At 46.4% G+C, this 19068-nt stretch carries 19 protein-coding genes; 11 read left to right on the top strand and 8 right to left on the bottom strand.

The window, feature by feature from the left end:
• Nucleotides 1–240: 240 nt before the first annotated feature.
• Nucleotides 241–501, top strand: a complete 261-nt coding sequence (locus QT973_RS14065) for a hypothetical protein (RefSeq protein ID WP_333055342.1) — start codon at nt 241–243, stop codon at nt 499–501.
• A gap of 14 nt (nt 502–515) precedes the next feature.
• Here the strand turns inward: QT973_RS14065 and QT973_RS14060 are convergent, their stop codons facing one another.
• The gene (locus QT973_RS14060) at nt 516–650 is read right to left on the bottom strand and encodes a hypothetical protein (RefSeq protein WP_333055341.1); all 135 of its coding nucleotides are present in this window, start codon (nt 648–650) and stop codon (nt 516–518) included.
• Here QT973_RS14060 and QT973_RS14055 point away from each other — a divergent pair.
• From QT973_RS14055 to QT973_RS14030, 6 genes are all read left to right on the top strand, one after another.
• The gene (locus tag QT973_RS14055) at nt 649–1317 is read left to right on the top strand and encodes a Uma2 family endonuclease (protein WP_333233680.1); all 669 of its coding nucleotides are present in this window, start codon (nt 649–651) and stop codon (nt 1315–1317) included. The genes QT973_RS14060 and QT973_RS14055 overlap by 2 nt on opposite strands.
• A gap of 97 nt (nt 1318–1414) precedes the next feature.
• Nucleotides 1415–1783, top strand: coding sequence for a DUF433 domain-containing protein (locus QT973_RS14050; RefSeq protein ID WP_445243032.1), 369 nt, complete (start codon nt 1415–1417; stop codon nt 1781–1783).
• Nucleotides 1784–1799: 16 nt separating this feature from the next.
• Entirely contained in the window at nt 1800–2615 is an 816-nt protein-coding gene (locus QT973_RS14045; RefSeq protein WP_333055337.1) for a PD-(D/E)XK nuclease family protein, read from the top strand.
• 118 nt (nt 2616–2733) lie between these two features.
• Complete coding sequence (locus QT973_RS14040; protein ID WP_333391548.1) at nt 2734–5310, top strand: DHH family phosphoesterase; 2577 nt, start codon at nt 2734–2736, stop codon at nt 5308–5310.
• Between the two features lie 481 nt (nt 5311–5791).
• Nucleotides 5792–8095 carry a serine/threonine phosphatase gene (locus QT973_RS14035; protein WP_333313651.1) on the top strand — a complete coding sequence of 768 codons (2304 nt, stop codon included), beginning with the start codon at nt 5792–5794 and terminating at the stop codon, nt 8093–8095.
• An 803-nt stretch (nt 8096–8898) separates the two neighbouring features.
• The gene (locus QT973_RS14030) at nt 8899–10140 is read left to right on the top strand and encodes a protein kinase domain-containing protein (protein ID WP_333055333.1); all 1242 of its coding nucleotides are present in this window, start codon (nt 8899–8901) and stop codon (nt 10138–10140) included.
• Between the two features lie 144 nt (nt 10141–10284).
• Here QT973_RS14030 and QT973_RS14025 read toward each other — a convergent pair whose 3' ends face one another.
• Nucleotides 10285–10503 carry a DUF4327 family protein gene (locus QT973_RS14025; RefSeq protein ID WP_193973492.1) on the bottom strand — a complete coding sequence of 73 codons (219 nt, stop codon included), beginning with the start codon at nt 10501–10503 and terminating at the stop codon, nt 10285–10287.
• 469 nt (nt 10504–10972) lie between these two features.
• Nucleotides 10973–11110 carry a hypothetical protein gene (locus QT973_RS14020; protein ID WP_333055332.1) on the bottom strand — a complete coding sequence of 46 codons (138 nt, stop codon included), beginning with the start codon at nt 11108–11110 and terminating at the stop codon, nt 10973–10975.
• Between the two features lie 32 nt (nt 11111–11142).
• Between QT973_RS14020 and QT973_RS14015 the strand changes: the two genes are divergently transcribed.
• Nucleotides 11143–12123: an aspartate carbamoyltransferase catalytic subunit gene (locus QT973_RS14015; RefSeq protein ID WP_333055331.1), complete on the top strand. Its 981-nt coding sequence runs from the start codon at nt 11143–11145 to the stop codon at nt 12121–12123.
• A gap of 280 nt (nt 12124–12403) precedes the next feature.
• Here QT973_RS14015 and QT973_RS14010 read toward each other — a convergent pair whose 3' ends face one another.
• On the bottom strand, nt 12404–12808 hold the full coding sequence (locus QT973_RS14010) for an SH3 domain-containing protein (protein WP_333055329.1): 405 nt from the start codon (nt 12806–12808) through the stop codon (nt 12404–12406).
• A gap of 636 nt (nt 12809–13444) precedes the next feature.
• On the opposite strand from QT973_RS14010, the gene QT973_RS14005 reads away from it, so the two are divergent.
• The 3 genes from QT973_RS14005 (at nt 13445) to QT973_RS13995 (ending at nt 15434) form a co-directional block, all read left to right on the top strand.
• Nucleotides 13445–13936 carry a molybdenum cofactor biosynthesis protein MoaE gene (locus QT973_RS14005; protein WP_333055327.1) on the top strand — a complete coding sequence of 164 codons (492 nt, stop codon included), beginning with the start codon at nt 13445–13447 and terminating at the stop codon, nt 13934–13936.
• 93 nt (nt 13937–14029) lie between these two features.
• Entirely contained in the window at nt 14030–14689 is a 660-nt protein-coding gene (locus QT973_RS14000; protein WP_041622468.1) for a sigma-70 family RNA polymerase sigma factor, read from the top strand.
• Nucleotides 14690–14828: 139 nt separating this feature from the next.
• A complete protein-coding gene (locus QT973_RS13995; RefSeq protein WP_333055326.1) occupies nt 14829–15434 on the top strand; it encodes a zf-HC2 domain-containing protein in 606 nt (201 codons plus the stop codon).
• A gap of 216 nt (nt 15435–15650) precedes the next feature.
• Here QT973_RS13995 and QT973_RS27050 read toward each other — a convergent pair whose 3' ends face one another.
• The 4 genes from QT973_RS27050 to QT973_RS13980 form a co-directional block, all read right to left on the bottom strand.
• Complete coding sequence (locus QT973_RS27050; protein ID WP_445243033.1) at nt 15651–15764, bottom strand: NACHT C-terminal helical domain 2-containing protein; 114 nt, start codon at nt 15762–15764, stop codon at nt 15651–15653.
• The gene (locus tag QT973_RS13990; RefSeq protein WP_333055325.1) at nt 15749–16063 is read right to left on the bottom strand and encodes a type II toxin-antitoxin system RelE/ParE family toxin; all 315 of its coding nucleotides are present in this window, start codon (nt 16061–16063) and stop codon (nt 15749–15751) included. The genes QT973_RS27050 and QT973_RS13990 overlap by 16 nt, the downstream gene beginning before the upstream one ends.
• Complete coding sequence (locus QT973_RS13985) at nt 16060–16341, bottom strand: type II toxin-antitoxin system ParD family antitoxin (RefSeq protein ID WP_333055324.1); 282 nt, start codon at nt 16339–16341, stop codon at nt 16060–16062. Before QT973_RS13985 ends, QT973_RS13990 begins: the two co-directional genes overlap by 4 nt.
• A gap of 88 nt (nt 16342–16429) precedes the next feature.
• Nucleotides 16430–18868: an NACHT domain-containing NTPase gene (locus QT973_RS13980; RefSeq protein ID WP_333055323.1), complete on the bottom strand. Its 2439-nt coding sequence runs from the start codon at nt 18866–18868 to the stop codon at nt 16430–16432.
• Nucleotides 18869–19068 lie beyond the last annotated feature (200 nt).

Raw genomic sequence — 19068 nt, 5'->3', positions numbered from 1 at the left:
ATTTGCGGTTAACAATCAAAAATATATCACTTTTGCAAACAATTCAACACTTACTAAAACCCTCAAATCCATAGCCGATAAAAGCTTCAGATAGGATAACCGTTAAAACTTAGCGTTAAGAATTGACAATTGACAATTCTTGTGATATGTGCTTGAATTTTAATGGAAAAGGCGTTAGTACATTCCCGCGAAGAAACTTACTAACGCCTTTTGTGTACTCCTTACGAATACAACACGATTATGCCACAAAACGGTTATCAACAGGGATTCGCAGCGAATCCTAGTGCGATCGCGTACCAAAAACGCCTTTACCCTTGGGCGATTGCCAAACTCATGCCCAGTATGCAGCGGGCGATTGTGGGGCGATTTCGCAGTCGATCGGATGCTGACGGGCACTTGCTGTGTCTGCGTCAACTCATGCCTCAAGCAACACTTGTCGTAGTCTTTGACTTGCAACCAGACTTAGAAGTACCAATTGCGGCGCCCACAGCAATTCGATAAACACCGCATCAAAATCAAAGAAACCGGGTTTTTTGCGGTTTTTGCGGGCTGTAACGAGTATTTTCGCAAAAACCCGGTTTCTGGGCATCCAGCAGATAAATATCAACTTCAGTTAGGATAAAAATATCCTCAATTTGCTTTTGAATCATGACTTATACAACTCCAAAATTCATCGTGTCTCAAGTGGGTGAAATTCCCCAATGGCAAGCCGCGACGTGGGAAGATTATGTAGCGGCTTGCGAAGATCCATCTTTGGAGGAAGCCAGAATATTTTTTTATGAAGGATATCTTTGGATAGACATGGGTAATGAAGGAATTAATCACGCCAGATTTAACAACCTCTTGACTCTGGTGTTTGGATTTTGGTTTGTCAGCAAAGGAGGACAAGCTTTCGATGATTTGGGTGGATGTGTAATTGAGAAGCCAAAGGTGGGAGGAGGTGCGCCCGATCGCATTTTATATGTCGGCGGAGAATTCATCCAGTGGCAAAAAGGTGAACCGCGCCGAGTCAATCTGAATAAATCGCGAATCCCCGATTTAGTTATAGAAACTTCCGATACTACTTTGGCCAGCGATTTAGATGAAAAAAAGCGGTTGTATGCTGCGCTGGGAATTCCTGAGTATTGGGTAGTAGATATTAAGGGTGAGAGAGTTTTGGCATTTCGCTTGCAGGAAAACGGGAAATATCAAGAATGCGAAATTTCCGGTGCTCTTGAGGGATTGCCAATTGCTTTACTCTCGGAGACTTTGAAACTTTTGGGTGAGGGAAATGGGACGGCGGCGATGTGGTTTGCTCAACAAGTTGGGAAGTTGTAGATAGGTTGACGAAAAGTGCGATCGCCCTTACTTTTTTACACACTTATAGCCTCAATTATAACATATAATAAAAATATCTCTGCCCTGTTAATCTGCCATGAATCTACAATCTGTTTCGCGTTATGTCGCACGTCACCCTGAAATCTTGCAAAGCGAACCAATTATCGCAGGAACCAGGACTTCCGTTCGGGCGATCGTTGAATTGTGGCGTTTGGGTATTACTCCTGAAGAAATCCCCATGCACTTACCTCACCTGAAATTAGCTCAAATTTTTGACGCGCTGAGCTTTTATTTGGATAACCAAGAAGAAATAAATACTTATATTGAGCGCAATCGAATTCCTGAAGAATTGATTCATCCTGCTGTTAAAGCTGCAATGAGAAAACAACTGAAAGTATTGGAATTGTTCGGTACTATTGACTGCGACGAAGATTCTAACTACAAGCAGCAGCAACAAACAATATGAATATCCTTAAATAAAAATGCTCCGACTCTCCCAAACCCAACTCAAAATCCTCGAAGAATGCCCCCGCAAATTCCAACATAGCTACCTCGAACTCCTAGCCACCACCGCATCCCCAGAACACAAAGAAAAACTCACATGGGGAAGCCACTTTCACCTATTAATGCAGCAGCGAGAACTCGGACTTCCCATTGAATTCATCATCCAACAAGACCCCGAACTGGGACGCTGTGTGGCAGCATTTATCAACACCGCACCCGAACTTTTCGCCAATTCAGAAAATAGCGATAGAATTTTCCGCCAAGCCGAACACCCCCGCACCCTAATTTTCCAAGACTACCTATTCACCGTTATCTATGACTTGCTAATAGCCGAACCAAACGCCGCCCAAATTCTCGACTGGAAAACCTATCCCCGCCCTCAAAAGTCAAAATGGATAGCTGAAAGTTGGCAAACTCGCCTCTATTTATATGTTCTAGTAGAAACCAGCGACTATTCCCCCGAACAAGTTTCCATGACATATTGGTTCGTACAATTGCAAGGAGAAGAACCGCCGCAAAAACTCACATTTTATTACAACCAAACAGAACACGATCGCACAAAACAAGATTTAACCAACCTCTTGCAGCAGCTAACCGACTGGCGACAGCGCTATACCGAAGGCGGCGAATTCTTACCCCAAGTAGAAATTAGTTCCAATCTTTGCGATTCCTGTCAATTTGCCACTCGCTGCAACCGCACAACCGACACAAAAATTACCTCACCCGATCTTCTCGCAGAAACTCCTACAGATTGGCTACCAAATCTTGCTATAATCGATGAAATATTTATTTAATTCAAATCTTGTACTATGCAACTATTAGTCGCCCGGTGGGGGCGGGTTTATAGATATTGTGGATGTGAATGAAAGATTGTTGGTGAACCCGCCCCTACAGGAATTAATGAAATAACTTATGACAGAAATACTTCAAAATTTGCCAACTCAACCCCTATCCCAACCCCCAGCTTGGCTGATCCAAGCTGTCAGGAACCACGCACCAGAACTCCCCGGAAACTATGCCGCCGCACTTCTCTGGTATAGAGGAATTCACAACCCAGAACAAATACCCGGTTTTTTAAATCCAAAACTTTACCAACCAGCAAGTCCCTTTGAATTCGGACTAGAAATGAACTGGGCAATAGAAAGAATCCAGCAAGCACGCAACAGCGGCGAAAAAGTCGCAATTTGGGGAGACTTCGACGCCGACGGCATTACCTCAACCTCCGTTTTGTGGGATGGACTGGGAGAATTTTTTACTCAAAATGACCAACTAACTTATTACATTCCCAACCGCTTAACCGAATCTCACGGACTCAATATCCCAGGAATAGATGCCTTAGCAAAAGCGGAAATTAGCTTAATTATCACCTGCGATACAGGCAGTACAAACATCGCCGAAATCGAATATGCCACCAGCTTAAACATCGATACAATTGTCACCGACCATCATACATTACCGGACGATCGCCCGCCAGCTACAGCCATTATCAATCCCCGCTACTTTCCCCCAAACCACCAACTATTTAACCTTTCAGGAGTGGGAGTAGCTTACAAATTAATTGAAGCATTATATCACACATTACCGGATATTCCGCAGCGCCCGATCGCAGATTTATTAGAATTAGTAGCGATCGGCTTAATTGCCGATTTAGTCCAACTCACAGGAGACTGCCGCTATCTAGCACAACTCGGAATCGAACAACTGCAAAAACAACTCACAAATCCCACCCGTCCAGGAGTTGCAAAATTGCTCGAACTGTGCAAAAGATCGGGCGATCGCCCAACCGACATTTCCTTCGGCCTCGGCCCCCGAATCAACGCCGTCAGCCGCATTCAAGGTGACGCCAGCTTCTGCGTAGAACTCCTCACCAGCCGCGACAAAAAACGCTGCGAAGAACTAGCAAATTTAACCGAAATTGCCAACTCCCGGCGCAAATCTTTACAAAAAGATGTTGCCAAAGATGCCGCCAACAAACTAGCCAAACTCGACCTCTCAACTACTAGCGTCATCGTCCTCAGCGACCCCCAATGGCCCGTAGGAGTATTAGGATTAGTAGCGGGACAAATCGCCCAAGAATACGGCCGCCCCGTGATTTTATTCAGCACAGAAGGAAGCGAACAAATTAACGAAAATTCCCCGGAAACACAATTTATCGATTCCTTAAACCCAGAATTACCAACACTCCCCCAATCCAAAATCCAAAATCCAAAATCTAAAATAGCTAGGGGTTCCGCCCGTTCTGCCAATCAAATTGACCTTTACCAATTAGTCAAAGACCAAGCGCATTTATTGGACAGATTTGGTGGTCATCCCTTTGCAGCCGGATTGAGTCTCCCTGTTGAAAATATCCCCCTATTTACCGATGCGGTAAATCAGCAACTGCGACAACAATACAGTACAGATAGTTTAACAGCCGCCCCAGTTCAAGCCGACCTAAAAATTACTGTCTCCGAATTAGGCAAAGACTTATTTCAAGAACTAAAATTGCTCGAACCGTGCGGTATGGGCAACCCCGCACCCAAATTGCTGATTGAAAACTGCTGGTTTGAAAATCTATGGAATCAAAAAATCAAGGATTTGAAAGGGCAAAAAGTAGAATATCTTAAAACAGAATTTACAATTAGGGATGAATCTACCGATACGGGATTTCCCGGCATTTGGTGGGGACACAATCAAAACGAAGTTCCCCAAGGCCGCTGCGATGTCACCGTTGAACTCGATTTTAATACTTACAAATCTCGGTATGAAGTGCGTCTCATAGCAGTGCGGGAACGCACGGAAGACAATCAAATCAATTCCCCAACTAAAATAGATTGGATCGTAGACTGGCGCAATACAAATAATGATGAAGAGTTGTTAGCAGCCAGCACAAACTTAGAATCTCCAATGCCGATCGACAATCTAGTTTACAATTCCCAAAAGGTCGATCGCGACAACTCGATCGTCCTCAAAGAATGCCCCGCAAGCTGGGACGAACTGCGGATCTGGTTTCGCCAAGCACAGCAAACTCAGAAAAAACTCGCGATCGCCTACACATTACCCCCACTCGTACCCCCACAGCAAATCTGCCAACAGCTAATCGGCATCGCCAAATACCTCAGCCGCACCAAAAAACCCGTCACCAGACAGCAACTCCGCCAGAAACTCGGCATCAGCGACACATCCTTGCAACTAGGGTTCAAAACCCTAACATATCTCGGTTTTAAAATCAATTATCGCGATCGAGCTTTCCACATCACCAGACAACCCGAAACCGCACAGCAGGAAGACGCGCCAAAGCAAATCCCCCAACAGTTATTACATAGCCAATCCATCCAATCCTCAGTGCCAAATTCCCCCATCGCCGCCCGTTTTGCAGCGCAATTCCTAGCAGCAGTATCCGAAGAACAATTCCGGCGGAAATATTTCTGTGAAGTACCCCTTTCCACCATTGTGTCGATCGCCCGAGAAACCGTTTTCCAAGAAGATTCTACAGCAATTCTCTTCTAACTGAGATATTGGACTATTGTCAAGAACAGGCAAGATGCCTGTTCCACAAAGAAGGAATTTTCTTGTGGAACAGGCATCTTGCCTGTTCCTAAACAAGTAATTGAGAATGGTGCAACACATGAGTTCTGACTGACATATTGCACCATTGTTAAGAACGGGCTCTTCGGCCCGTTCCACTCATGAGATAACTTTTATTGTCGGGCCCGCACGCTGTTACCGCCGGTGGGGCTGGCGTTTGGGGCCCTGAAGCGAGAGAGGTTGTTGTAGATGTGGCTTAAGAAGCCTATTCCTGACACCGATGCAACATCTCAGTTCTAAGAAATATCTTACTTCTGAATTCATCCCGATAAAATAAGGCATAGGGCAATGAGAGTTATCCGTTGCGAGTCAGGCCCAAAACTCATAACTCCTAACTCACAGGCCACAACCCAAAACTCCCCACCGCTTTCACTCGATCGCCCATCTCCAATTTAAAACCCCTATGCTTCTCTGTCCCCGCTGCCAATTTGAAAATCCCAATCCAAACAAGTTTTGTCAACAATGCGGAAATTCCCTAATTTACAAACCTTGCCACGAATGCGGTGCCCAAGTCGCTTTTAGCGCCGCATTATGTCAGAATTGCGGCGTCGCAACAGGTCAAGTGTGGCGGGCCATTATCTGCGGTCGATCGAATTTTCCAGCAGTCGAGGCAGACGAGTCCACCCTACCCCCAGCCGAGTTTCCCCAAAAACCAGAGAGGGTTCCAGAAATCGCATCGCGCCAAAACTCTCCTGAACCAATCACAGACGCCATTAAAACCGAAATAACCACCCCAGCCGAACCCCCAATAGCAGTCGCATCAACTTCTCCACAGCCAAGCGACGGCGAATTCAGCAGCACAGAAATTGACCCTGTGGTAGCCGTGGGGGCGATCGTACCAGCATCCTTTCAAACAACCGAAAAAAGCTCTACTACAGCACCAGAGCGCGAAATAACCCCATCTGAGCAGCATTTTACAACCGCACCACAGCCTCAACAAATCCCGGAAGCAACCGAGAACCCCGACAGCCCAAACATAGCTGACATCTCCCCCCCATCTCCAGAATTCCCCATCCCCAATTCAGAATATGTCATCCCTTCCCAGCCAGCAGGAGCTTATTTAGACACTCAGCAGCGCTACCAACTCCTAGAAACCGTGCCGCCGAGAAAACGCTCAGACACAGTAGCAGTAACAGTCTTGGACTGTCAGCCGCTGGAAATGTCACCGCTCAAAGCCATGCTAGCAGCCAACTCTGCCAGCGTCGCCAGACGAACATCCCCCTACACCGCAGCAATCAAAGACGGAGAAAATTCAACCAATCCCGCCTTAGCAGAGCTTTGCCAAGGCATAGCTGAACCTTATCTGGCACTCCGGTGGCAATTCTCTCAAAACCTGCCAGTCATTCACGATAGCTGGTCAGACAACGAACAGGCAGTGCTGCTGCTAGAAGACTGTTCCCAATGGCCGCCGCTGGTAGAACGCTGGAATCAACCCGAAACTTCCACCCAGCAAATTTTATACTGGCTGCACGAAATGACAGAACTGTGGGCTGCCCTAGAACCCTGGCGCTGTCGGCAAAGCTTGTTGGAACTGACAAATTTGCGAGTCAACCCCGACTCTTCCTTTTCTTTGGCTTCTTTGCGGCTGCAATACCTCTATCCCGAACCGGCCGGCTCCAACCTGCAACTGGTAGATTTGGGGCAATTGTGGCAGGTGATATTTAGCCAGTCCGATCATCGCACTCAGTTTGGCGCATTGCTCGAACTGCTGCAACAAATGTACAGAGGCGAGATTAACACAATCGAAGAATTGCGATCGCGCCTAGAAACAGTTCCCCTCGAACTCCAAACCGCACCTTCACCAAGCTCAACCCCGACGCGCAGGCATTACCGCAGCCCCGACGAGTCCCCCCCCGAAGTTGGCGAGGTCTTAACCCAGCCCATGCCACTCCAGATTTACAGCTTAGAAGACGCAGGCCTCACCGATGTTGGCCGCACGCGCGACCACAACGAAGACTTCTTCAGCATCTGGACTCAGCTAAACAAACTCGAAAGCTCCTTCGGTCGCATTTTTCAAACCAAAGGGCTTTACATTCTCTGCGACGGCATGGGCGGACACGACAGCGGAGAAGTAGCCAGTCAACTAGCGGCTGAAACCCTCAGAGAATTCTTTCAAACCCGTTGGGAAAATCAACTACCTCCGGCAGACACCATCCGCGAGGGAGTCCTGCTAGCCAACAAAGCCATCTTTGAAATCAATCAAAAAGACGGACGCTCCGGCAGCGCCCGCATGGGTACAACTCTAGTCGCAGTCTTAGTTCAAGACACCCAATTCGCCGTTGCCCACGTCGGCGACAGCCGCCTCTACCGACTGAGAAAGGGACAAACCCTAGAAAAAATCACCTCAGACCACGAAGTAGGCCAGCGCGAAATTAAGCGCGGGGTTGACCCGGAAACTGCTTATGCCCGTCCCGACGCCTATCAACTAACTCAAGCCATCGGCCCGCGAGACAGTAATTTTCTCAAGCCAGAGGTGCAGTTTTTAGACTTGTGCGAAGATACTTTGTTGATTTTGGCTTCCGACGGCCTGACAGATAATGATTTGTTGGAAACTCACTGGCAGAACACTCTCGAACCCCTGTTCAATCCCCAAGCTGATCTCGACCAGGGAGTTGCCCAGTTGATTGAACTCGGCAACAAACGCAACGGTCACGACAATATCACGGCAATTATCATTCGGGCGCAGGTAGGCGCATTTCGATTTTAGAATTTGGATGCTGCCAACTTTTCCAAAGGTGGCGCTTTCCCCCGTGACTGCCTGGGTTAAACCTCCGATTGTTGCATAGAAAAAAAACAGCTTCTGTCGTTTCCGGGCAAAGCTTTACTTCTCGCTCTGTTTTCTAGGTATCCGGTGTTAAAGCAGCTTCAGCTTGAGTGTTCAAAAACTGATTGCAGACCCATAAGATTGCAGAAAAGCTGTGGAGTACCAACCATTTATCAGTAGCTTTAATTTTGAGACTATGTTCAGGAAATCTACCGAATAAAGTTGCTTGATAGTAAGTGGATTCATCATTGTTGAAAGAGCTTTCACTTACAAAAATAGTTAGTCTAATGAAAAAAAATAAACTAAAATGAAGTTAGTCTGCAGGCGGGCTGATGCAAAATCTGTTTTATACTCGATCGCTATCGGGGCAACGTGGGAAGTGTCTTCTCTACATATATATGTGGGGCTGACATCACAATCTGCTGCTACATCAAATTTACGTAAAAGTTTAGCGATTGTTTACCTAGTTTTTGTTGTGGCAATTGTTAAATCGATCGACTGTTTTTTAAGGAGCGATCGACCCCTCACAAATTTTATGAATAATTGTTCCCCAAAAACTATTTATAAATTCATGGTTTATGAAATCTTTAATCATAATCAGGATATTATAAAGTTTTCCTGAAACTAACGTGTGAAGCTCATAATTAATTTTTAATTTCTAATTTTTCAAAGCCCTACGCCCCTAATCTGTAAATTCCCGCCAACTCTCACTGCCACATTAGGGAGTTCAACCACATCAAGCGAAAATGCTGCTGACTCTTTTAGATCCAGAAAAACAAACCCCCCTGCAACAGTGGAGTTTCCAGAGCGAATCCATTATTCGCATCGGCCGCTCTCCTGAAAATCACGTTGTGATCCCCAATGCTCTAGTGTCGCGGCAGCATCTGGAACTGCAAAGAGTTAATAGCGGGAGATCCAGCCAGTGGTACTTAGTCAATTCGGGGACAAATGGCACTTTGGTTAACGGTATTCTCATGTCTCAGGGTTGGATATCCGACGGTGCCCTGATCCAGTTGGCGCGGGGCGGCCCAATTCTGCATTTCCAAGTGATTACTATTGAACTCGGCGGCAAAATTAAGGCGAACCCCACCGTCAATCTCGTGGCACCGAGATGTACCCATGCGGGAAACCCGCAGGGGAATTTATTCTGCATCCACTGCGGCGAACCGATTAAAGTCGATCGCACGGTGCGCCACTACCAAGTGCTAAGAACTTTGGGCCAAGGCGGTATGGGGACAACGACTTTAGCCTGGGATCGAGAGAAAGCGAAAGCTCAACAACCCGGAAGTTCCCCCGCCGCTTCTCTGGTAGTCCTCAAGGAAATGAATGCTGATATGGCTCAAATCGCCAAAGCTCAAGAACTGTTTGAACGTGAAGCTAAAACTCTCAAGGCCCTCCACCATCGGGGAATTCCTCAGTTTTTTGACTTTTTTGTGGAAGGGGGTAAAAAATACTTGGTGATGGAAATGCTCCACGGCGAGGATTTAGAAAAACGCATCTACAACCGCGGCCCTGTTGCTCCCCAACAAGCAATAGAGTGGATGATCCAAACCTGTGAGGTTTTGGACTACATTCACTCTCAAAAACCCCCGATCGTCCATCGGGATATTAAACCTGCTAATTTGCTGGTGCGCCACCGCGACAATTGCATTACAGTGCTGGATTTTGGTGCCGTTAAAGAAATCGGCACTCCTCCGGGCACTCGCATCGGCGTTGAAGGCTACACCGCACCAGAACAAGACCGGGGACAGCCTCTCCCTCAGTCGGATTTATATGCTATTGGGCCTACTTTAATTTTTTTGCTAACGGCCCAAAGCCCTCAAAACTTTTACGGGAAAATACCGGGAGGTTACGGGTTTAAGCTCGATAATATTCCGACGATCGCCCCCAAGCTGCGGGACACCATTTTGCGAACCACCGCAGCTAAGCCTGGGGATCGCTTTCAAACTGCTCAACAATTAGCTCGAGCTTTAGCAGCTTCCCTTTAATAGAAGTCAGAAGTCATTAGTCATTAGGAACAGAGCAAAGGTCCGAGGGAAGAGGGAAGAATTTAGCAACGGAAATTTATGAAAGAAAATTTACCCGATCGCCTCAAAATTTCTCTCCGACACCCCAGTCCTCCGTCTCCTCTGTTATTCTTCGTCCCAAGCTTCTACAGCTATCAATTCGCTCACGGGGTCTTGCATAGAAAAATCAAACTCTAGCAATTGCTGTTTCCAGTACGGCCATTCGTCGCCGTAAAGCAGAGCAATTTTCCAAATACTGTCTGTGGGCTTGATAATGTCAGACGTGACGAGAGAATGCACCTGACGCTGGAACTTAACCATCGGCTGTATCACCTTCTGGCTCATAATACCTCTTGAATTGTTTAAATCTTGTGTAATTACCACTTCCCAGCGCACACTCTTTATCGCAGTTTCGCCAAGAACAGTCTAGCCAAGATACGTGTAGATTTTAGTCGGGAAGCTACATATTCAACTTGTATCTCAACACTGTTCGTTTTGACAAGGCCCTATAAGCAAGACTGAATAGTCAAGACCGACTTCAAAGAATTAATCATCTGTGAAATGTCGCACTGTATGCTGTCGATCGGCAGTGGAAGGTTTGCCGCCTCAATTGTTTCCACATAGTAGTAGATGCAAGGGCTGCGCTCGGCTTGTTCTGGAAAAGGCTGAGTTTGCGTAGGAGAAACTGCAACTACTGCGCTTTCGCTGCTACAGCGTAATTTCCGCTTTCCTGCGGGTAAACCACACCTGTTTCACCTTCGACGCTGGGTTCGCTGTGAGAGTGGGATGTGAACTACATAAACCGATTATAACTCTACTGACCGCAAAAGCGATCGAAAATTGTTGGATACTGTTGATCGCCACCCCTAAATGTCGATCGAACATTCAAAGGCGACAGCACAGCGGGCGTACCAGCAAGTTCCAAACCCATCGTCCGTCCTGATTGATTCAATCTAAAATCTAAAATCTAAAATCTAAAATTGTATGACTTGGACAAGGCGACACATTCTCACTCTGGCTGATTTTACCTCGGACGAATACGATACGGTGCTGCAAACAGCAGCCAGTTTTCGGGATGTGCTCGGCCGCCGCACGAAGAAAGTGCCGGCCCTGCAGGGTCAAGTGGTCGCGAATTTGTTTTTTGAACCTTCTACCCGGACTCGCAATAGTTTTGAGTTGGCGGCGAAGCGGCTGTCAGCGGATACGCTGAATTTTACCCCTGGAAGTTCTTCTCTAACGAAGGGGGAGACTATTCTGGATACGGCTAAGACTTATCTGGCGATGGGAACGGATTTGATGGTAATCCGGCACGAACAAGCTGGAGTTCCCAGCACGATTGCTTCGGAAATGGATCGCTTGGGGTCAAGAGTCAGCGTTCTCAATGCTGGAGACGGCCAGCACGAACACCCATCGCAAGGTTTGCTAGACTTATTTACTATTTGTGTTCTGTTAGATAACGAAAATCCGCGGCTGGAACTTTTAGCGGGCAAAAAAATTGCTGTGGTGGGCGATATCTTGCATTCGCGGGTGGCTAGGTCTAATATTTGGAGTTTAACGGCTTCTGGGGCAGAGGTTCATTTGGCCGGGCCGCCGACTTTGCTACCGCTGTTGTTTGCTGAGTGTGGCGATGGTAGGGAAGGCAAGTTATTTTTGCACTGGCAGCTTGAACCTGCTTTGGCCGATGCTGATTTTGTGATGACTTTGCGGCTGCAAAAGGAACGGATGAGCGACCATTTGCTGCCTAGTTTACGAGAGTACCATTCTTTGTACGGGATTACGCGCGATCGACTGAAACTCTGCAAGCCCGATGTGAAGGTGTTGCACCCAGGCCCAGTTAACCGCGGCGTGGAAATTAGTTCGGATTTGATGGACGATGCCCAGTTTAGCCTGATTTCTCAGCAAGTTACCAGCGGCGTGGCGGTGCGGATGGCATTACTTTATCTAATCGGCGGCGGTAAAGTTTAGGCTGTTAGTTGTTAGTCAATCGATTTTAGATTTTGGATTTTGGATTTTCGATTGACTTGCGCGAGATAAATGCTCTTTCTTGAGGATTTTGGATTTTCGATTTTGGATTGATTCCACGGATAAATCCGGGGGCTTGATACCACCTTTGAAATTCGTGGTCATGAATTTCGGATATTCCATGATTTTCAGGATCGATCGCCTCTTTACAATAATCGTTACCCAGTATGGCCGGGTAACGATTAAAACTCTTTCTAGAAATGTCAAGTGCTCTAGTTAAGAGTTAGGAAAGCCAGGACGCAGATACCCAGCCGCCACCTTTGACTTGTGCCCAGCCGTTTTTGTAACGACCGGTTAATTTTACGTGGTCTCCACGATATAACTTGCCGATTACATGAGAACAGCTACTGGGGCGGTTGCGGATATTCAGTCGGCCCCCATTGGTGACAACTTTGGCGTAGTTGTGATGACCGTGATGGGCGCGATGGCCACAGTGTTTGCGGTAGCAACCTGCGGCCTGGGCTTCGCCACCGACACTCAGAACAGATAGGGCTACTGCCATACCTGCAACGCCTATCCATGCAGAATTAGGAATTTTCAAGCCCAGTTGGTCTAACGACTTGACTTGGAGTTCGGACTCTGGAGATTCATAAGCAACAAAAGAGTGGCTCAATGCTAGTGCTTCCATAGTTTCCTCGTGATTGTTGTTAACCTTTATTGGTGCAGACTCAGGTCAAAACCTCAATTAACAGCCCAAATTATTAACTTATGTTTCATAAAAGCCACAAAATGGCGTTAAGGTCTTGCTTTTGCCGAGTATTGGCTAATTTTCCTGAACCCTGCACAGGTATATCATGTCATTGATGTAGCTTTCCGGAACAAAAAAATAAATAAAGTTTACATCGACTGCTCAAAATTTTGCAGACGCGGATCGGAACTCCGGGCTCAATTAAACTTAACTGTTTCATTCAAAAGGGAACGAAGTTATCGATTGGGGTTGGAAATTGCTTGTACTGAGTTGCGAATGACACTACTTATTTTGGTGCTGATTTATTGAATTGCTACAGCAATATCGGCAGTTAATTCGATCGAACAAGCATCCGGCTCGTCTTCAAGCACGATCTTAATTTGCTTCTGGTCAGTCATAGTGTAGCCGATCGCACTGGTGCAGAAGTTCGGGGCGATGGAGTCGAGCTCTTACCCGTGCTACAAGATGGGTCTCAAGATTAGTCGCCCTATGTCCCCGACAAGAATGCAAGACAAATCCATCGCGACTTGATTTGTGTCAAGATCAATTAACTTCTCCAGCACCAATTCTTTCGCAATGAACTCCTTGGCTGCACTTTCGATCGGCACAATTCCTCAACGCCATGAATCAGACAGCTTCGCCATTACCTTAGCGCCGTTGTCTGTAGAGGAAATATACGCTTTGGCAGATGACCCCGCGAACGGAGCGGTGGTAATGATGAGCGGTACAGTCCGCAACCAAACTGACGGTCAAGCTGTAGTTTCCCTAGAATATCAAGCCTACGAACCGATGGCCGTGAGAGTATTCCAGCAAATTGCTACTGAAATCCGCCGCCAGTGGGCCGATGTCAATCGGGTCGCCATTCACCACCGCGTCGGACACTTGCAGGTAGGCGAAATCAGCGTACTGGTGGCTGTTGGCTGTCCCCACCGGGACTCGGCCTTTGCAGCTTGCCAGTACGCCATAGATACGCTCAAACACAATGTACCGATTTGGAAAAAGGAACATTGGGCCGACGGTTCTAGCAGTTGGGTTAGTATTGGAGCGTGCGAGGTTGTCGGGCATTAGTCAATCGATTTGAGATTTGAGATAGAAGAGGGGAACTTGTTACGATCTCCTAACGTCAAAAAGTGTGGAATGTTCGATGAGCCAATTCCACCGATGAGCGACTTTATTTCCGTGTCCTGGTCTGCGGTTGTGGCGACCGTTCAAAGAGTGCAATTGCCAGCCGAAAAACTCTCTAATTATGACTTGGTGTTGCGGTGTCAGGAAGGAAATCGACCTGAGACCACGGCCTTTTCAGAACTGTTGAAGCGGTATCAGTCCCACGTAGACAGGGTTCTCTATCACTTGGCCCCTGACTGGCAAGACCGAGCAGACTTGGCTCAGGAAGTGTGGATTCGGGTCTACCGCAATATTAACCGCTTGCAAGAGCCTGTTAAATTTCGGGGCTGGCTGAGCCGCATCGCCACTAATTTGTTTTACGATGAGTTGCGGAAGCGCAAACGGGTGCGAACTCCGCTGTCGCTCGACGTACCTCGTACTCTGGAAGATGGCGAGGTTGATTGGGAAATTCCGGCAGACAGTCCGGGGCCTGATGAAGATTTGACGACGAGAGAATTTTACGACCAGTTGCGGGTGGCGATCGCAGATTTGCCGGAAGTATTCCGCACAACAATTGTTTTGAGAGAAATAGAAGGTTTAGCCTATGAGGAAATAGCCGAAATGACCGGAGTTTCTCTGGGAACTGTCAAGTCGAGAATTGCTAGAGCTCGCCAAAGATTGCAGTTGGAATTGCAAAAATATCTTGATGGTAATTAGCAAGAGTAATTTCAGAGGCGGGTTAAGAAGATTTGATGAAGTTTGCTGTGACATCAAAACTTCTATTTTAAAATATAAATAAGCAGTAAATCATTCTAATAGCGAGTGCGTGATTCCCCAATTAGAGCAAGTGTGAAATATGAAGGGTAACTTTGAATCCGATAAAAATCAAAATCAGCAAGGCGTCGGGGATTCACTCGCCCAAAATCAAGTTAACAACAATTATGCCCAGGGCAATGTAACTACTATGATGCGCGATCGCTTTGAATTGCTAAGTGCCTACCTCGACGGTGAAGTGACGGCGACAGAACGCCGGCAAGTTGAGGAGTGGCTGACAAATGACCCCACTACGAAGCGTTTGTACTCGCGACTGCTGATGATGCAGCAGAGCTTTCAGGCAATGCCGGTGCCTGCTGCGGAACAATCTGCACAGGAGTTGGCGACGAAGGTTTTGCAGCGGGTGGAACGCAAGCCGAAACAAACTTGGATTTTGGGTGGAGGTGCGATCGCAGCTTTGTTGGTTGCGGTGGTGTCTGGTGTCGGTGGCGGCCGCCAATTGTTTGCTCCTCAGTTTGCTCGATCGCCCGTTCCTGCTGAATCTGACGGTTTGATGATGGCTTTAAACGAGCCTCTGGTGGAGATGGTTAATCCTAACGATTTGATGCTTGGGGTGAATGCACCGATCGTGGATATTCCCAAAGTTGGTGTAGCAACCCCTCAAAAGTCATTGCCAAAGCCGCAGTAGGATTTCTGTTTTGAGCAATAACGGAAGTTACTAAGCTCCCTAAAAAAGGGGGCTTTTTGCCGTTTTTCCCAGTTTTTCAAGGTGGATATATCCTTTGACGCTTTCCTGGCTTTGAATGACGAATTGTGGGGCGATCGCATCTTAATATGGGAGTAGGTAGCGAGTGGAATTAGAGCGGGCGATTCCCTACGGGATAGTTTCGCACGCGCGTACTTGTCACCGATTTTTTTTGATATTTGCGATCGGCAACAGCAATGCATCCTCAATTTCCTGCCGCACAGTAGGAGATACACTACAACCGCTATTGAGGCAATCTACCAGCAATTGCACTCATCCTCATCAGAAAATAGAGAAGGTAAATCCCGTTCTCCCCTCACGATCCGAACAATTTCAATTAAGTTGTCCAGTGCCCGATAAAGAATTATGTAACCCCTGATAGGAATTCCCCGCACAGAAGGAGCTAGTTCTTCGTAATTGCGCCCTATATTGGGGAACTTAACTAAATTACGACACTTTTTATCAAAGTCTTCAATAAATTGTTCACCAGCTTCTACATTTCTCGTTGCAAAGTAATCGGTAATTTCATTGAGATCGCGACTGGCTTCAGGGGAAATAATGTAGCGGCTCATTGTTGATTTTCCCGCATTTTGCGAAATTTTTCCCGCAATCTAGCTATAACTATCTCCCCATCAATTCCTTCGCCGCGTTCAAGCTGAGCTAGTCCGGCCGCTACTTTTGGACGAGTTTCATCGACCCATTCTTGATAACGATCGCTCTGTTGCCGATCGCTTCTGTCTGCGAGTAGTTCCAAGGCCGCAGCAATTACCTCATCCACCGAAGAATACTTGCCACTTTTGACTTGGGCTTCAATGAATTTATTATGGTCAGGTTTTAGAGTAATGTTCATACGCTTTACTTCTAATAACTTTTAGCCATTATATCATTTCCAGTGGCTCTCTCCGTGTAAAGGCGAAGGGGAAGGCGATGGCGATCAATTAAACTCGATCGCACTTGTCACTGGTTTTTTGAATATTGGCGATCGGTAATAGCAATGTCTCCTCAATTTCCTGCCGCACAGCAGGAGATACATTAGAAGCGCTATTGAGGCAATATACCAGCAATTTATTAGCATCGTAATACTTCCTCAGCAATGACTTCTGCTGTTCGCTAAATTGCCAAACGCGGCGCACATCGCGATACAAAATCATCATTTGTCTTAATCGCTTATCCCAAGACTGACCGTTATCTTGCCACCATTTTGCAAATATCTCTTTGTCACTTTTTGGATCGGGCAGTTGTTCCAGAAGTTCTTGTATCCCTTGCCTTTGTTCAGGCTTAAGGGCAGGTACAAGGTCGGAGTCAAGAACAAGGTCAAGGTTAGGGACAAGGGTACGTTCAAGGGTAAGGCTGATGTAACCAAGGGTAGGCTCAAGTGCATCCTTAAGGACGGTATTCAGGGCAAGGTCAAGAGCACCTTCAAGTGCAAGGTTAAGAACCTGTTCCAAAGCTTGTCCCACAACTTTTTTCAGATAAGGGTCAAGAGAAAGGGCAAAGCCGCAGTCAAGGAGGGGATATTCAAGGGTCAAGTAAAATGCTCTAACTGCCGCAGGTTTGTAGGGAAAATCAACAGAAAGGGATTTTTTGTTGATCCATGTTAGGAACTGCTGCAACTGCTCCTCCTCAGCGACCAGCCCATCAACTTGCTGTTTCATTGACAGCAACAAGTCATCAACTTTTTGCAACATTCCAACTGCTAAAAACAAAACTTCTCGCCAACGCTTCTCGGTCAGGTGGCTGACCAGTTTTTCCAAAGCTTGTGGATCGGAATTGGTAACAATTTCTCTAGCAGTGAAATACTCTTGAAATGTTAGATGAGAAAACGAATAAATCCTTCTTGCCCTCTCCACTAATAATCCATGTTGTGCCTCGATCGCCTTCAGGACAACCTCACTATCTATTTCTAACTGAACGCGGTCAGTTGTGGCATCGGACAAATTAGCTAGATAGTCGGCAATCAATTGCTGAACTGTGTTTTTTTCAAAAAAATAATCGCCCCGCTCAAAAGTAATAGCTGCTACAAAAGCAAGTAAATGTTTCTTGCGGCACAAATTCAAATCGCGATAAACTTCATCCCGTAGAATGCCTCTAGTTTCATCCCATTTTCTGAGCATAATTTCCATTCCTTCCTCATACAACTTGGCTCGGTTGGATGGAAAATCGGCTTTGGCTTGGAATACTAAACAAGTCAGATTAAGCAAAATTGGCGTTACTGCCAGTTCTCTGATTTGCTGATTTTTTTGCAGTTTCAGCTTCTCTACAAATTGAGATGCTAAAGCTTTCCCTGCCTCCATATTCTGGGAAAAAGCCACAAACCAATTGCTCGCAAAGGCAGCGATTTGCTCGCAATTAAAATCGGCTACCTCCACACAGGTAAAAGCTTCGTCGTGAAATCGGTACTTAGCCGCGGCAATTCGACAGGTAATAATAAACTGATTGTTGTAATACTTTTGGACAAACTGACGAATCTGTCTGACGACTGCATCGCTATCTGATTCTGGCACTTCATCTAAGCCGTCCAATAAAATCAAACATCTGCCTTGACTAAGTACAGATTCAGTTTGCGATCGCGCCTCAACTCCGCAACTGGCAAATTCGTCGCTGATATATTCTAATAAGTCAAGATTAGCGATTGCAGCAAAGGTTTTTAGGGGGATAAAAATCGGTATTTTGTTGGCTTCAAATTTTGCGCGATCGCACTGAATGGCAATGTGTTTCAAAAAGGTAGTTTTACCGGAACCAGGTTTGCCGAGTACCATCAGTTTAGAGTGAGATTTCACGGCATCCAATCCTGGTACTCGTTTCTGGCATACTTTACCTAATCCCAAGCGGTTAAAGTTATCCGCATCTGGGTTGAAGTCTCTCAGTAAATCGCTAATTTCTCCCGGCTGCCAACTGGTAATTTCCTCCAAAATGTTGACTTCAACGTAGAGGTTGCTGACATCAACGGGCTGTGCAATATCCAACAGTTGCATTTTGCTGTAAAGCTGTTGAATTTTGCTGTGGCATTTTTGCCGTATCTCTTGCACTACCGAATCAATATGCTGTTGGCAAAAATCTTTAACCCCCCCAACCCTCCCTTGGTAAGAGGGGGCTAAAGGAGGACGATCGACAATTTCTTCCCAATTCAACTGCAAAACCGTGCAGAAAGCCTTGAAAGCATTAGCCTTAATGGGTTCTCTTCCTCCTAAAAAACGCCTCCAAGTTGGCAGGGAGAGGCCATCAGCATAAGGCCCGGCCTCTGTCCAAGTTCGATCGGGTTCTAATGTTTTACTAGCTTCTACTAGCCATCTGGGGTCTTCTATGGTCGAGCCCCTTTCTCTTCTAGCTTGCTTAATTTTTACTAATCCCTCTTCAGAGGCTTTGAGGGTTGTCATTATATAATTTACTTATCTAATTGTCAATATCAGTTTTCCCTCAGTTTAGCGATCGCAAACTGAGTTTGTCAAGACCTGAGCAAAAAAGAGAAAATGATCAGGACAACAACTGCACGGCCTACGCGAAAAGTCAGGCATAAATCATGCAAACTTAATCGTTCCGAATGCCACTCTCTTTTTTAGGTAAAAAAGTACACATT

It is taken from the genome of Microcoleus sp. Z1_A1 (assembly GCF_036700305.1).
GTDB lineage: Bacteria > Cyanobacteriota > Cyanobacteriia > Cyanobacteriales > Microcoleaceae > Microcoleus.
This window is presented reverse-complemented; position numbering and strand designations above follow the sequence as displayed.